Source organism: Pseudomonas kurunegalensis (assembly GCF_030291635.1).
Lineage (GTDB): Bacteria > Pseudomonadota > Gammaproteobacteria > Pseudomonadales > Pseudomonadaceae > Aquipseudomonas > Aquipseudomonas monteilii.
The window spans coordinates 5,295,711-5,309,272 of record NZ_CP127871.1 but is presented as its reverse complement, the minus strand read 5'-3'; the positions used below and the strand labels follow the sequence as shown (position 1 = coordinate 5,309,272).

General features: G+C 63.5%; 14 protein-coding genes. 9 read left to right on the top strand and 5 right to left on the bottom strand.

The window, feature by feature from the left end; genetic code table 11:
* Positions 1-67: 67 nt before the first annotated feature.
* A complete protein-coding gene (gene gluQRS, locus QQ992_RS24300) occupies positions 68-955 on the bottom strand; it encodes a tRNA glutamyl-Q(34) synthetase GluQRS (protein ID WP_177410905.1) in 888 nt (295 codons plus the stop codon).
* A 63-nt stretch (positions 956-1,018) separates the two neighbouring features.
* Entirely contained in the window at positions 1,019-1,462 is a 444-nt protein-coding gene (gene dksA / locus QQ992_RS24295; protein ID WP_012274224.1) for an RNA polymerase-binding protein DksA, read from the bottom strand.
* Between the two features lie 210 nt (positions 1,463-1,672).
* On the opposite strand from dksA, the gene QQ992_RS24290 reads away from it, so the two are divergent.
* Positions 1,673-2,845: a pyridoxal phosphate-dependent aminotransferase gene (locus QQ992_RS24290; protein ID WP_286111325.1), complete on the top strand. Its 1,173-nt coding sequence runs from the start codon at positions 1,673-1,675 to the stop codon at positions 2,843-2,845.
* Positions 2,845-3,558, top strand: coding sequence for a DNA/RNA nuclease SfsA (gene sfsA, locus QQ992_RS24285; protein ID WP_286111324.1), 714 nt, complete (start codon positions 2,845-2,847; stop codon positions 3,556-3,558). The genes QQ992_RS24290 and sfsA overlap by 1 nt, the downstream gene beginning before the upstream one ends.
* Here sfsA and QQ992_RS24280 read toward each other — a convergent pair.
* Positions 3,548-3,865: a Rieske (2Fe-2S) protein gene (locus QQ992_RS24280; RefSeq protein WP_016712065.1), complete on the bottom strand. Its 318-nt coding sequence runs from the start codon at positions 3,863-3,865 to the stop codon at positions 3,548-3,550. The genes sfsA and QQ992_RS24280 overlap by 11 nt on opposite strands.
* A gap of 148 nt (positions 3,866-4,013) precedes the next feature.
* On the opposite strand from QQ992_RS24280, the gene QQ992_RS24275 reads away from it, so the two are divergent.
* From QQ992_RS24275 to QQ992_RS24260, 4 genes are read left to right on the top strand one after another with little or no spacing between them, the layout of a single operon-like run.
* Positions 4,014-4,898, top strand: coding sequence for a heme/hemin ABC transporter substrate-binding protein (locus tag QQ992_RS24275; protein WP_286111323.1), 885 nt, complete (start codon positions 4,014-4,016; stop codon positions 4,896-4,898).
* Between the two features lie 50 nt (positions 4,899-4,948).
* Positions 4,949-5,932, top strand: a complete 984-nt coding sequence (locus QQ992_RS24270) for a FecCD family ABC transporter permease (RefSeq protein WP_286113997.1) — start codon at positions 4,949-4,951, stop codon at positions 5,930-5,932.
* On the top strand, positions 5,932-6,699 hold the full coding sequence (locus QQ992_RS24265) for a heme ABC transporter ATP-binding protein (RefSeq protein ID WP_119371466.1): 768 nt from the start codon (positions 5,932-5,934) through the stop codon (positions 6,697-6,699). The genes QQ992_RS24270 and QQ992_RS24265 overlap by 1 nt, the downstream gene beginning before the upstream one ends.
* Positions 6,700-6,711: 12 nt before the next feature.
* Positions 6,712-7,596 carry a ChaN family lipoprotein gene (locus QQ992_RS24260; RefSeq protein ID WP_286111322.1) on the top strand — a complete coding sequence of 295 codons (885 nt, stop codon included), beginning with the start codon at positions 6,712-6,714 and terminating at the stop codon, positions 7,594-7,596.
* 190 nt (positions 7,597-7,786) lie between these two features.
* Here the strand turns inward: QQ992_RS24260 and QQ992_RS24255 are convergent, their stop codons facing one another.
* The gene (locus QQ992_RS24255) at positions 7,787-8,065 is read right to left on the bottom strand and encodes a TfoX/Sxy family protein (protein ID WP_060498420.1); all 279 of its coding nucleotides are present in this window, start codon (positions 8,063-8,065) and stop codon (positions 7,787-7,789) included.
* A 174-nt stretch (positions 8,066-8,239) separates the two neighbouring features.
* Entirely contained in the window at positions 8,240-9,802 is a 1,563-nt protein-coding gene (locus QQ992_RS24250) for a bifunctional aminoglycoside phosphotransferase/ATP-binding protein (RefSeq protein WP_286111321.1), read from the bottom strand.
* A gap of 115 nt (positions 9,803-9,917) precedes the next feature.
* Between QQ992_RS24250 and mrcB the strand changes: the two genes are divergently transcribed.
* The 3 genes from mrcB to QQ992_RS24235 are packed head-to-tail and all read left to right on the top strand — an operon-like array spanning position 9,918 to position 13,387.
* Positions 9,918-12,239: a penicillin-binding protein 1B gene (gene mrcB, locus QQ992_RS24245; RefSeq protein ID WP_105948672.1), complete on the top strand. Its 2,322-nt coding sequence runs from the start codon at positions 9,918-9,920 to the stop codon at positions 12,237-12,239.
* 15 nt (positions 12,240-12,254) lie between these two features.
* Positions 12,255-13,055, top strand: coding sequence for a tetratricopeptide repeat protein (locus QQ992_RS24240; protein WP_105948671.1), 801 nt, complete (start codon positions 12,255-12,257; stop codon positions 13,053-13,055).
* On the top strand, positions 13,055-13,387 hold the full coding sequence (locus tag QQ992_RS24235) for a YqcC family protein (RefSeq protein ID WP_019099850.1): 333 nt from the start codon (positions 13,055-13,057) through the stop codon (positions 13,385-13,387). The genes QQ992_RS24240 and QQ992_RS24235 overlap by 1 nt, the downstream gene beginning before the upstream one ends.
* The last annotated feature ends 175 nt before the right edge of the window (positions 13,388-13,562 follow it).

The window sequence follows — 13,562 nt, the reverse complement described above, 5'->3', positions numbered from 1 at the left end:
TAGTGTTAGCCAAGGCTTTGAATTTGTTTGGCTTTTGTTTCTGAGAGTTTGTTTGCCTGTGCCGGCCTCAGCGCAAATCAGCCTCTGGCACCGTGGTCCGCTGCGCAATCGCCTCTGGCCGCCACTGCTTGCGCGCCACCGCCAGCACTTCAGCCGGTGTTGCCAACAGCAACTCGGGGTCTGCTTCTTGCCCCAGCGCCCGCAACGCGCGCAGCAACAACGGCGTAGCATGCTCCGCCTGCAACGGCGGCGAGCGGTATGACTTGCCCAGCTTGTGCCCGTCCGGCTGTACGATCAGCGGAATATGCAGGTAGCGCGGCTGTGAAAAGCCCAGCAGCTCTTGCAGGTACAGCTGGCGCGGGGTGTTGTCGAGCAGGTCGGCGCCACGCACGATATCGGTAACACCCTGCCAGGCATCGTCCAGCACCACCGCCAGCTGGTAGGCATACAGCCCGTCACGGCGCTGGATGACAAAGTCGCCCACCTCACGCCCCAGGTGTTGCTGGTACTCACCCTGTACCCGGTCGGTAAAGCGGTAGATCAGCTCGGGCACGCGCAAGCGGATTGCCGCGCCTTCACGGGCATGCCCGGCGTTGCGGCACAGGCCCGGGTAAATCCCGTTGTAACCCTCCAGTTGCTTGCGCGAACACGTACAGGCATAAGCCAGGCCCATGTTGAACAGGCGGTCGACCACCGCCGCGTAGGCGTCGTGGCGCTGGCTCTGGAACACGACCTCGCCATCCCATTCCAGGCCGTAACGTTCGAGGGTTTGCAGGATGGCATCGCGGGCGCCGGGCATTTCGCGGGGTGGGTCGGTGTCTTCCATGCGCAGCAGCCAGCGGCCATTGACGGCGCGGGCATCGAGCCAGGAGGCGAGGGCGGCGACCAGCGAGCCGAAGTGCAGGAAGCCGCTGGGGGTGGGGGCGAAACGCCCGATGTAGCTGGAGTCGGTCATGGTCTGGCTGGGCATATAAATGAAACGGGGCGCATCGAGCGCCCCGTTCAGGTGGAAGAAAGATCAGCCTTTGCCGACCGTTTTTTCCTTTTTCTCGGCGATTTCCTTGCAGTCGAAGCACAGGTCCGCGGTCGGACGGGCTTCCAGGCGGCGCAGGCCGATTTCGATACCGCACGACTCACACCAGCCGTATTCGTCGGCCTTGATCTTGTCGAGGGTCTTGTCGATTTTCTTGATCAGCTTGCGCTCGCGGTCGCGGTTGCGCAGCTCCAGGGCGAATTCTTCTTCCTGGCTGGCGCGGTCGGCCGGGTCGGGGAAGTTGGCTGCTTCGTCCTTCATGTGGTCCACAGTGCGGTCCACACTAGTCATCAGCTCTTGCTTCCAGGCGCCGAGAAGCTTGGTGAAGTGCTTTTTCATGGGTTCGCCCATGTACTCTTCACCCTTGGTTTCTACGTATGGCTCGACACCGTACATGGTCTGGGCTTTTTGCTTTTCTACGGTGGACATGAATAGACCGCCTCTCACTCATCTGATCCAATGCGCAGGCTGCTCCATCTCCGGCACCCGCCGGCCCTGCGACTGCGAGCCGCCGAACTTACCAGATAGATCGGGGGTGCGCTACCCCGCCTGTTACTGGCAATTGACAGCGGCCTGAGCCGTACGTTCGGTGGCGTGCAGAGGTAGAATCTCCAGTTTAGACCCAATTGAGAGAAGGTCATGGCCCACCCCTACAGTGCGCGCAGTCGCGCCATCGAACCCTTTCATGTCATGGCACTGCTGGCCCGGGCCAACGAGCTGCAGGCGGCCGGGCATGACGTGATCCACCTGGAAATCGGTGAGCCGGACTTCACCACGGCCGCGCCCATCGTCGCGGCCGGCCAGGCGGCACTGGCCGCCGGGCACACCCGCTACACCGCTGCACGTGGGCTGCCACAACTGCGCGAAGCCATCGCCGGCTTTTATGGCCAGCGGTATGGGCTGAATATCGACCCGGAGCGCATCCTCATTACCCCGGGTGGCTCTGGCGCATTGCTGTTGGCCAGCAGCCTGTTGGTTGACCCGGGCAAGCACTGGCTGCTGGCCGACCCGGGCTACCCGTGCAACCGCCACTTCCTGCGCCTGGTCGAGGGTGGCGCGCAGTTGGTGCCGGTAGGGCCGGATGTGAATTACCAACTGACAGCCGACCTGGTCGACCGTTACTGGGACAAGGACACGGTGGGCGCTCTGGTCGCTTCGCCAGCCAACCCGACCGGCACCGTGCTGGGGCGTGACGAGCTGGCCAGCCTTGCCAGGGCCACCCATGAGCGTCACGGCCACCTGGTGGTGGACGAGATCTACCATGGCCTCACCTATGGCATGGACGCGCCAAGCGTGCTGGAAGTCGACGACTCGGCGTTCGTCCTGAATAGTTTTTCCAAGTATTTCGGCATGACCGGTTGGCGCCTCGGCTGGCTGGTGGCGCCGCCTGGCGCAGTGGCCGATCTGGAAAAGCTGGCGCAGAACCTGTACATCAGCGCACCTAGCATGGCGCAGCATGCCGCTCTGGCATGCTTCCAGCCGGAAACCCTGGCCATTTTCGAAGAACGCCGCGCCGAATTCGCCCGCCGCCGCGACTATCTGTTGCCAGCCCTGCGCGAACTGGGCTTCCGTATTGCCGTCGAGCCACAGGGCGCGTTCTACCTGTATGCCGACATCAGTGTCTTTGGCGGTGATGCGTTCGCCTTCTGTCGGCACTTCCTGGAAACCGAGCACCTGGCCTTGACGCCGGGCCTGGACTTCGGCCGCCACCTGGCCGGCCACCATGTGCGCTTTGCCTACACCCAGAGCCTGCCACGCCTGGAAGAGGCGGTGCAGCGCATTGCCCGTGGCCTGCGGAGCTGGCAAGGCTGATGCGTTTCTCTCCTTCACTTGAACAGGGCCGCCTGCTGCGCCGCTACAAGCGCTTTCTGGCCGATATCGAACTGGCCAACGGTGAACAGTTGACTATTCACTGCCCCAACACCGGCTCCATGCTCAACTGCATGCGTGAAGGCGGGCAGGTGTGGTTCAGCCGCTCTAACGACCCCAAGCGCAAGCTGCCGGGCACTTGGGAAATCAGCGAAACGCCGCAGGGGCGGCTGGCCTGTGTGAATACCGGGCGGGCCAATGCGCTGGTCGAGGAGGCACTGCGGGCAGGCGTGATTACCGAGCTGGCCGGTTTCACGGCGCTCAAGCGCGAAGTGGCTTACGGCGAGGAAGGCAGCCGGATCGACTTTCGCCTGGAGTTTGACGGTGCGCCCGTGTACGTCGAGGTCAAGAGCGTGACCTTGGGCTACCCCGACAGCACGGTCGCAGCGTTCCCGGATGCGGTGACCCAGCGCGGTGCCAAGCACCTGCGCGAGTTGGCCACGCTGGCCCGGCAGGGCGTACGGGCGGTACAACTGTACTGTGTGAACCTGACCGGTATCGATGCCGTGCGCCCGGCCGAGGAAATCGACGGCGCCTACGCTCAGGCCCTGCGTACCGCTGTGGCCGACGGAGTGGAGGTACTGGCTTACGGTACCCGCCTGGACGCTGAAGGCATCGTCATCGACCGCCGCTTGCCAGTGCTGCTCAACCCTTGAACCAGATGCCCTGGCTGTCTTCATGGCAGCCCATGGGCTGAAGTTGCTCTCCTTCACAGGGGCCGGCCACACATTCGCCGCTTTCTATCAGGAACAGTGCGCCGTGGTGGGCACAGTGGATGAGGCTGGCGCTGTCGTCCAGAAACGCGTCTTCTGCCCAGTTCAGCGGGATCCCCCGATGCGGGCAGCGGTTGCGGTACAGGTACACCTGGCCTTGGCGGCGCACGCCGAACAGTTCGACGCCGTCTACGCTGAAGGCGCGGCTTTGGCCTTCGGCCAGGCCGTGGGAGGTACAAAGGAAGTGCATGGCAAGGACGACTCGTGAAACAGATGATGGCTTGACGCGTCAATGCGAATAATTATCAAATTGCCCGCATTCGCTGCGCCTGGCTACCTATGGTGCGCAGTTCTGCCGCTCGCCACAAGGCGTGTGGTCCGCCTTCAGAAGGAACCCGATGATGCGCCGTCCCGTCGCCTTGCTCGCGCTGTGCGCAAGCCTTGTGCTCTCTACCCAGGCCCTGGCGGCCGAGCTGCCGCAACGCTGGGTCAGCGCCGGTGGTGCACTGAGTGAGTGGATAACAGCACTGGGCGGTGAAGCGCGGCTGGTGGGGGTTGATACCACCAGCCAGCACCCGGCATCGTTGAAATCACTGCCTAGCGTGGGTTACCAGCGGCAACTGTCGGCAGAAGGCATCCTCAGCCTGCGCCCGGATGTGCTGGTGGGCACCGAAGAAATGGGCCCGCCACCGGTGCTGGCGCAAATCCGCAAGGCGGGTGTGCAGGTGGAGTTGTTTTCCAGCAAGGCCGAGCTGTCGGCGGTGGATGAAAACCTCAAGCACCTGGGCCAGCTGCTTGGCGCCGAGCAGCAAGCGTCGGCGTTGTCGGCCAGTTACCACCAGCAACTCGAGGGTTTGCAGGCCAAGGTCAAGCAGGCCCAGGCAGGGCACAAGGCGCCGGGCGTGCTGCTACTCGTCGGGCATGCCGGCGCCAAGCCGCTGATTGCCGGGCAGGGCACTGCGGGTGACTGGCTGTTGGGCCAGGCGGGTGGGCGTAACCTGGCAGCGCATCAGGGTTACAAGAATTTCTCCAACGAAGCACTGGCCGCGCTGGACCCGGATGTGATCGTGTTCTCCGACCGGGCGCTGGCCGATGAGCAGGCCTTGCAGGCGCTGCTGAAAGAAAACCCCGCGCTGGTGGCATCCCGTGCAGTGCGTGAGAAGCGCCTTGTATCGCTTGACCCCACATTGCTGGTCGGCGGTCTTGGGCCACGGCTGCCGGCTACCTTGCAGTCGCTGGCTGGCAACTTCTACCCGGCGGCCAAGGCCAGCTTTGCACAATGAAGCAGCGGGTACAGCCACGTACGTTGTTCATTTGCCTGAGCCTGTTGTGCCTGTTGGCGGTCTGGCTGTCGTTGGCCTTGGGGCCGGTCAGCCTGCCGCTGTTCGACACCCTGCGCGCCGGCCTGCGCCTGCTGGGGCTGCCGATTGCGGCTGACGGCCTGCAACAGGCCGAGATGATCCTGGGCCAGATCCGTCTGCCGCGTACTCTGTTGGGGTTGGCGGTGGGCGCGGTGCTGGCGCTGTCCGGTGTGGCCATGCAGGGGCTGTTCCGTAACCCGCTGGCCGACCCAGGGCTGGTGGGGGTGGCCGCCGGGGCTGCGATGGGGGCTGCGGTCGCCATTGTCGGCGGTGCCTGGTTTGGCGCCATGCCGGAGGCCTTCGCGCCCTATTTGCTGTCCTTTTGCGCGTTTGTCGGGGGGCTTGGGGTAACCGCGCTGGTTTACCGCCTGGGGCGGCGCGATGGGCAGACCAACGTGGCGACGATGCTGCTGGCCGGTGTGGCCATGACCGCGCTGGGCGGCGCGGCCGTGGGGCTGTTCTCTTACCTGGCCGACGACGCTACCCTGCGCACCCTGACGTTCTGGAACCTCGGGAGCCTGAACGGCGCGAGCTACGAGCGGCTGTGGCCGCTGCTACTGGTGGCGGCGGGGGTAGCGGTGTGGCTGCCGCGCCGGGCCAAGGCACTGAATGCCCTGTTGCTTGGAGAGTCGGAGGCACGCCACCTGGGCGTTGATGTGGAGCGGCTCAAGCGTGAGCTGGTGTTCTGCACGGCGCTGGGGGTGGGGGCAGCGGTGGCTGCCGCCGGGCTGATCGGTTTCATCGGCCTGGTGGTGCCACACCTGGTGCGCTTGCTGGCCGGGCCTGATCACCGGGTGGTGCTGCCGGCGTCGTTGCTGGCGGGCGGCGTGCTGATGCTGTTCGCCGACCTGGCCGCACGGCTGCTGCTGGCGCCTGCCGAGTTGCCGATCGGTATCGTCACGGCCTTTATCGGTGCGCCGTTCTTCCTGTTCTTGCTGATAAGAGGGCGCAGCTGATGTTGCAAGTGGAAGGGCTGCACCTGCGGCGGGGCAGCAATGAGGTGCTGCATGACATTCACCTGCAACTGAGCCCGGGGCAGGTTGTGGGTGTGCTAGGCCCCAACGGTGCCGGCAAAAGCAGCCTGTTGGGGGTGTTGTGTGGCGAACTGGCACCGGACCGTGGACAGGTAACGCTACAGGGACGGCCATTGGCTGACTGGGGTGGGCAGGAGCGTGCCAGGCGCCTGGCGGTGCTGCCGCAGGTGTCTAGCCTGGGCTTCTCGTTCCGGGTGGAAGAGGTTGTGAGCATGGGCCGCATGCCGCATGGCACCGGGCAGCGGCGCGATGCAGAAATTGTCGAGGCGGCCTTGCAGGCGGCAGATGCCTGGCATTTGGTCGAGCGCAGTTACCTGGCCTTATCGGGAGGTGAGCGGCAGCGCGTGCACCTGGCCCGCGTGCTGGCGCAGTTGTGGCCGGGCGAAGAGGGCACCACGCTACTGCTCGACGAGCCGACCTCGATGCTCGACCCCCTGCACCAGCACACGACGCTGGAGTCTGTACGCCGCTTCGCCGACCGCGGCGCCGCAGTGCTGGTGATCCTGCACGACTTGAACCTGGCGGCGCGTTACTGTGACCGTATCCTGCTGCTGGAACAGGGGCGCTGCCATGCCTTTGCCACGCCCGAGGCGGTGTTGACACCCGCAGCGTTGAAGGCGGTATACGGTATTGACGTGCTGGTGCAGGCGCACCCGGAGCGTGGGCACCCACTGATCATCACCCGCTAGGAGGCATTGCCGATGCGTCATCTGCTGCTGTCTGGTCTCATGCTATGCCTGATGTCGTCACTGGGTGGCTGCCAGGCCAGCTTGCCGCCATTACCCGCCTGGCAGAGCAGCGAAGGGCGTACGCATGCCGAGTTGGGGCACATCATCGACCTTGCCACTGGTCAGGTGATCAGCCCTGAGCAGCTGGTGCAGCGCTTGGCAGACGCGCCCCGAGTAATGGTGGGCGAGAAGCACGACAACCCCGATCATCATGCGCTGCAGCTTTGGCTGCTACGCGCTTTGCACGCTCGGCGCGCGCAAGGCAGCCTCTTGCTGGAAATGCTGCAGCCCGAGCAGCAACCGCTGGTCGACAAGGTGCAGGCGCATGCTGTGCCGGCAGACCTGCCCAAGGCCCTGGCGTGGCAAGAGGGTTGGGATTGGACGTTGTACGGGCCGATCGTGCGTGAGGCCTTGCAGCAGCGCGTGCCGCTGCTGGCGGCCAATCTGTCGCCTGGCGAAATGCGCCAGGCTTATCGGCAGCCCGCTTCGTTAAAAGGTGATAAGTCCAATGCTCCAACGGTAAAGGCTGCGTTGCTGGAGCAAGTGCGCGCTGGGCACTGCGGGATGCTGCCTGAAAGCCAGTTGCCAGCGATGCTGGCCGTGCAGCAACAGCGCGACCGGCGCATGGCCGAGCGCTTGCTGGCGGCACCGCAGCCGGCGTTGCTGTTCGCCGGGGCCTATCACGCGCGCAAGGACTTGGGCGTGCCGTTGCATCTGGCTGATCTGGGCGCATCGGGGGAGAGCAAGGTCCTGCTGCTTACCGAGGTGGGTGAGCAGGTTGAGCCAGGCGAGGCGGATTACGTGTGGTACACGGCGGCGATGCCGGAGCAGGACTATTGCGCGCAGTTTCGTCAGTAATGTGAGCGGTGACACAAAACCTACAGGCAAAAAAAGACCCGGCAAATTGCCGGGTCAATAACCGTGATTAGCCTGATGAGGAGATAATCTGAGAGTCCGAACCAGGGGCTCTTAGCTTATCCAACCAGTCTCGCGACCAGTTGTGATAATCATAACAATTCTCATTTAGCCGTCAATCCCCTTTTCACGATTATTTTGGATTTTTTTGCGAAGGGTTCTTCGCGTCGAGTTGTTGGTTGAGGGCTTCTTTGCGTTCGAGCGGCAAATCGTTCCAGTGCATGTCCAGCAGGGCGCCTTCAATGGCATACAACAGCACCTTTGATGCGCGAAACCCTCGTGTCTTCACGGCCTGGTATGCACCCACCGCGCCCAGGCGGCGCAGATCCGATGCACTGTGGATGCCGGCTGCGTGCAGCCACTGCGCAGAGGTCTTGCCAAGGTTCTTCAGATGCTGCAATTCATCGTTCATCGAGCCTCCTTGCGATGGCTGAACGGGTCTGGGGGATAAATCGCGAGCAGGTCAGAGAGGAGTGTAGCGGGGGTTGGGAAATGCGCGGCCTTTTGCCATCGGGGGTGACGAGATGTGCTGTACCGGGCTCCACGGGCAAGCCCGCGAAGGGGCCGGTACAGGAAAGTGCTGAGCTTAGAGCCCAGGCAAGCGCTGGCGAATCTGCTCGATCACCTGGTCCATGCTGCCGGCGGTCTGGGTATCGACCTGGGTGCTTTGCACAAGCTCCTGCGCATCCAGCGGCTCACGGCTGGCCTGTTGGGCCTTGACCACTTCCAGCGTGGCATCCGACGGGTCGCTGTTCTGCGCCTGGCGCTGCTCCAGCCAGCTGGCGATGACCGCATCCGGGGCGTGGCAGTCGAGGATCAGGAATGGCACACCGGTCTGGCTGGCAACGTCGGCCGCAGCCTGGCGCTGCTCACGCTTGAGGTAGGTGGCATCCAGTACCACCGGGAAACCGGCACGCAGCACGGTTGCCGCCACTTCGTGCAGGCGCTGGTAGGTCGCTACATTGGCGTCCTGGCCATAGATACCGGCGCTCAGCTGGCCAGCGTCGGCCTGCTGTTGTTCACCAAACAAACGCTTGCGCTCTACGTCCGAACGCACGCGGACCGCGCCCAGAGCTTCGACCATGCGCATGGCCACGTGGCTCTTGCCTACAGCCGAAACACCGTGAGTGATGGCCAGCAGGCGCGACGGGATGGCGCTGTAACTTTCGGCCAGGTTGGCATAGTTGCGGTAGGTACGCAGGGTGGTGGCGCGCTGCACGCCATCGGCATCGGCCGGCATGCTGAACAACGCGACCTTGGCCCGTACCAGTGCGCGGTAGGCCTTGTAGAAATTGAGCAGTTCCAGGCCTTCGTAATCGCCGGTCAGTTCCAGGTACTGGCTGATGAAGCGGCGGGCCAGGCATTTCAGGCCGCGGTCTTCCAGGTCCATGGCCAGGAAGCCGGTGTCGGCGTAGACGTCGGTCAGGCGGAACGGTTCGTTGAACTCGATGCAGTCGAAGATGACCACCTTGCCATCGATCAGCGTGGCGTTGCCCAGGTGGATGTCACCATGGCATTCGCGGATAAAGCCGTTGGCCTTGCGCTTTTCCAGCAGGCCATGCAGGCGTTCGAAGCTGCTGCGGGCCCAGGCCTGCAGGGCGTCGAGTTGCTGCAGGTCGGCGGTGTCGCTGAGGAACGGGCGAATCTGCTCGAAGTTCTGTTCCACCGGCGCCATGACGCTTTCTGGCGTGCCCAGTGGGTGATCCACCGGTACGCGTGGCGCCTGCAAGTGAAACTCGGCGATCTGCCGGGCCATCTGGTCGATGTGCGTGGCGTTCAGCTCGCCATTGGCCTGCAGCGTGCTGAGCATCTGCCCTTGAGGGAACTGGCGCATCTTCAGCGCGTACTCGATGGCTTCGCCTTCGCCACCGACTTGCGGTGCGTCAACACTACCGGTGATCGGCAACACTTCCAGGTACAGACCATCGGTCAGGCGCTGGTTGAGGCGCAACTCTTCGTTACAGAAATGCTGGCGCTGGTCCAGGCCTGTAAAGTCGAGGAAGCCGAAGTTCATCGGCTTCTTGATCTTGTAGGCGTACTCGCCGGTGAGCAGCACCCAGGAGATATGCGTCTCGATGAGCTGGAACCCATCCACAGGGTGAGGGTACAGGGCTGGGTTCTGCAACGCAGTGATAAGAGCTTGGCTCACGGCAAATCCTTCCGGGGCAAGGGAATTCGAATGCGCCATTATGGTCAATGGTGCCGTCCCTGCCTACCGCCGGGCCGTCTGCCCAGCCTTTATAAAGTGCGTATAATCCGCCGCCATGACCCGAACCCGAAATCCCCGTACCCCTCCGAAACGCCCGACCGGCCGCTCCCGCGCCTGGCTGGGCTGGGCTTTGAAGCTCAGCCTGGTAGGCCTGGTGATCGTTGCCGGCTTCGCGGTTTACCTCGATGCCGTTGTGCAGGAGAAGTTCTCCGGCAAACGCTGGACCATCCCGGCCAAGGTGTATGCCCGGCCGCTGGAGCTGTTCACCGGCCAGAAACTGAGCAAGAACGACTTCCTCACCGAACTCGATGCGCTCGGCTACCGCCGTGAAAGTGCGGCCAACGGCCCGGGTGCTGCGGCGATCAACGGTAATACCGTCGACCTCAATACCCGAGGCTTCCAGTTCTACGAGGGCATGGAGCCGGCGCAGTTCGTGCGCGTGCGCTTCTCGGGCGATTACGTGGCGGGCCTTTCCGGTGCCAACGGCAAGGCACTGGATGTGGTGCGCCTGGAGCCGCTGATGATTGGCGGTATCTACCCGAAAAACCTCGAAGACCGCATCCTGATCAAGATCGACCAGGTGCCCAAGTACTTGCTCGAAACCCTAGTGGCCACCGAAGACCGCGACTTCTACAGCCACTTTGGCGTGTCGCCCAAGTCCATTGCCCGGGCCATGTGGGTCAACACCTCGTCCGGCTCGATGCGCCAGGGTGGCAGTACCCTGACCCAGCAGCTGGTGAAAAACTTCTACCTCAGCAGCGAGCGCAGCCTCAGCCGCAAGCTGACCGAGGCGATGATGGCGGTGCTGCTGGAGCTGCACTACGACAAGCGCGAAATCCTGGAGGCCTACCTCAACGAGGTGTTCGTCGGTCAGGACGGCCAGCGTGCCGTGCATGGCTTCGGCCTGGCCAGCCAGTTCTTCTTCAGCCAGCCGCTGTCGGAGCTGAAACTGCACCAGATCGCCTTGCTGGTGGGTATGGTCAAAGGCCCGTCCTACTACAACCCGCGGCGTTACCCTGACCGTGCCCTGGCCCGCCGTAACCTGGTGCTGGACCTTGTGGCCGAGCAGGGTGTGGCCAGCCAGGCGGAAGTCGATGCAGCGAAGAAAATGCCGCTGGGCGTGACCAAGCGTGGCAGCCTGGCTGACAGCTCGTTCCCGGCCTTCCTCGACCTGGTCAAGCGCCAGTTGCGCCAGGACTACCGCGACGAAGACTTGACCGAAGAAGGGCTGCGTATCTTCACCAGTTTCGACCCGATCCTGCAGATGAAGGCCGAAACCTCGATGAGCGAGACCTTCAAGCGCCTGGCGGGGCGCAAGGGCGCTGACGAGGTGGAGTCGGCAATGGTCGTGACCAACCCGGAAACCGGTGAAGTACAAGCCCTCATCGGCAGCCGCCAGGCAGGCTTCGCCGGCTTCAACCGGGCCATCGACGCTGTGCGCCCGATCGGCTCGCTGGTCAAGCCGTCGGTGTACCTGACGGCGCTGGAGCAGCCGAGCAAGTACACCCTGACCAGCTGGGTGCAGGACGAGCCATTCTCGGTCAAAGGTGCCGACGGCCAGGTATGGCGCCCGCAAAACTATGACCGTCGCCCGCACGGGACCATCTACCTGTATCAGGGGTTGGCCAACTCGTACAACTTGTCGACCGCCAAGCTCGGTCTGGAAGTGGGCGTGCCCAACGTGATCAAGACCATCGGCCGTCTGGGGGTGAATGTCGACTGGCCAGCCTTCCCGGCCATGCTGCTGGGTGCCGGCGGCATGTCGCCGATGCAGGTTGCGACCATGTACCAGACCATCGCCAACGGCGGCTTCAACACACCGATGCGCGGTATCCGCAGCGTGCTCACTGCCGAAGGCGAGCCGCTCAAGCGCTACCCGTTCCAGATCCAGCAAACCTTCGACCCCGGCGCCATCTATCTGGTGCAGAACGCCATGCAGCGGGTCATGCGTGAAGGTACCGGCCGATCGGTGTACAACACCCTGCCGCGCTCGCTGACCCTGGCGGGCAAGACCGGTACCAGTAACGACTCGCGCGACAGCTGGTTCTCCGGCTTCAGCCAGGACCTGCTGGCTGTGGTGTGGATGGGCCGTGATGATAACGGCAAAACGCCATTTACCGGTGCCACTGGTGCCCTGCAGGTCTGGACCAGCTTCATGAAGAAGGCCGACCCGCTGCCGCTGGACATGCCGCAGCCGGACAACGTGGTGCAGGCCTGGATCGACCCGTACACGGGTCATGGGTCTGATGCCAGCTGTCCGGGAGCGGTGCAGATGCCGTATATTCGCGGCAGTGAGCCCCCCGCCGGCGCGACCTGTGGCGGTGAGCAGGACCCAGTCGAATCGGTCATGGACTGGGTCAAGGGCTGGATGAACTAAGCACAGGCTGCATTGATGAGGTGTGACGTGAACAAGTGGCTGTTTCCTGCCGTGACGGCGCTGGCAGTGCTCCAGGGGTGCTCCAGCGTCCCGCGCGGCAATATTCCGGTGGTCGATTCGAGCACCCGCGTGTCCAACAGCGAACGCGTGACAGCCAACCGCTCGGCGGGTGGCTATAACACGGGCACCGCCCAGGCGCAGACGCTACCCGAGGATTCTGGCGTCACCGTGATGATCCCGCAGGGCGCTGGTGCCTCGGGCATCCAGACGTTCCCGGCGGCCAATGGTGCGGCGCCCATCAGCACCTCGCCGATCACGCCTGGCCCGATTACCCCGGGCCCGGTAAGTTCGGCGCCAATGACCACCAATCCAAACCCGATCGCCGACGAACCGTTCGACATCGCCGCGATGAACAGCACCCCGCAAAGCACCAGCGCGCCAACCGGCATTCCGCGCAGCAGCGCTGCCGGCGGCCTGTCGGCCGACGAGCAACTGGACGGCCCGGTACTGGCATTGCTGACTACCGCCAAGACCCAGCAGGGCAGTGGCGACTTCAACGGCGCCGCGTCCAGCCTGGAGCGTGCCCAACGCATTGCCCCGCGCGAGCCGCAGGTGTTGTACCGCCTCGCCCAGGTGCGCCTGTCGCAGGGTGATGCGGCTCAGGCCGAGCAGCTGGCGCGCCGCGCGCTCACTTACGCCAACGGCCGCCCAAGCCTGCAGGCCGAGCTGTGGAACACCATCGCCCAGGCCCGTGAAAAGCAGGGTGACAGCGCGGGTGCCGCACTGGCCCGGCAAAAAGCGCGGGTCAATTCGTGATGATCGAGCAACGCATTCTGGACATCGCCGACCACCTGTTGCTGATCGAGCGAGAGCTGCAGGTGCAAGGCTGGTGGGATGACGAACCGCCAAGCGACGAGGCATTGGCCAGTACCGTGCCGTTCGCCGTCGATACCCTCAGTTTCGAGCAATGGCTGCAATGGATCTTCCTGCCCCGCATGAAGATCATCATCGAGCTGGGCCACCCGCTGCCCAACGCGTCGAGCATTCTCGTCATGGCCGAAACCGTGTTTACCGACCGCCCGGAGCAAAGTCGTGAGCTTCGCCGCCTGTTGGCAGCTTTTGACCAATTGATCGCTCCTTCCGCCTGATTTCTTCAGTTTTTCCTTCAAGGGCCGCAGATTGTGGCCCTTTTTTTTGGAAATCTTATTAATTCTGCTGCTGAAGCGATTTTTAGTGGTGGCAGGAATTCATCTTGGGGAAAAATTGGCAATAATTTTTCTTGACTTGTTGGCGCCGAATCACAAGAATCCAACTTCCGCTGTA

Coding starts and splice junctions, on each gene's coding strand:
- gluQRS (WP_177410905.1), bottom strand. CDS start 955: ATGACCGACTCCAGCTACATCGGGCGTTTCGCCCCCACCCCCAGCGGC.
- dksA (WP_012274224.1), bottom strand. CDS start 1,462: ATGTCCACCGTAGAAAAGCAAAAAGCCCAGACCATGTACGGTGTCGAG.
- QQ992_RS24290 (WP_286111325.1), top strand. CDS start 1,673: ATGGCCCACCCCTACAGTGCGCGCAGTCGCGCCATCGAACCCTTTCAT.
- sfsA (WP_286111324.1), top strand. CDS start 2,845: ATGCGTTTCTCTCCTTCACTTGAACAGGGCCGCCTGCTGCGCCGCTAC.
- QQ992_RS24280 (WP_016712065.1), bottom strand. CDS start 3,865: ATGCACTTCCTTTGTACCTCCCACGGCCTGGCCGAAGGCCAAAGCCGC.
- QQ992_RS24275 (WP_286111323.1), top strand. CDS start 4,014: ATGATGCGCCGTCCCGTCGCCTTGCTCGCGCTGTGCGCAAGCCTTGTG.
- QQ992_RS24265 (WP_119371466.1), top strand. CDS start 5,932: ATGTTGCAAGTGGAAGGGCTGCACCTGCGGCGGGGCAGCAATGAGGTG.
- QQ992_RS24260 (WP_286111322.1), top strand. CDS start 6,712: ATGCGTCATCTGCTGCTGTCTGGTCTCATGCTATGCCTGATGTCGTCA.
- QQ992_RS24255 (WP_060498420.1), bottom strand. CDS start 8,065: ATGAACGATGAATTGCAGCATCTGAAGAACCTTGGCAAGACCTCTGCG.
- mrcB (WP_105948672.1), top strand. CDS start 9,918: ATGACCCGAACCCGAAATCCCCGTACCCCTCCGAAACGCCCGACCGGC.
- QQ992_RS24240 (WP_105948671.1), top strand. CDS start 12,255: ATGAGGTGTGACGTGAACAAGTGGCTGTTTCCTGCCGTGACGGCGCTG.
- QQ992_RS24235 (WP_019099850.1), top strand. CDS start 13,055: ATGATCGAGCAACGCATTCTGGACATCGCCGACCACCTGTTGCTGATC.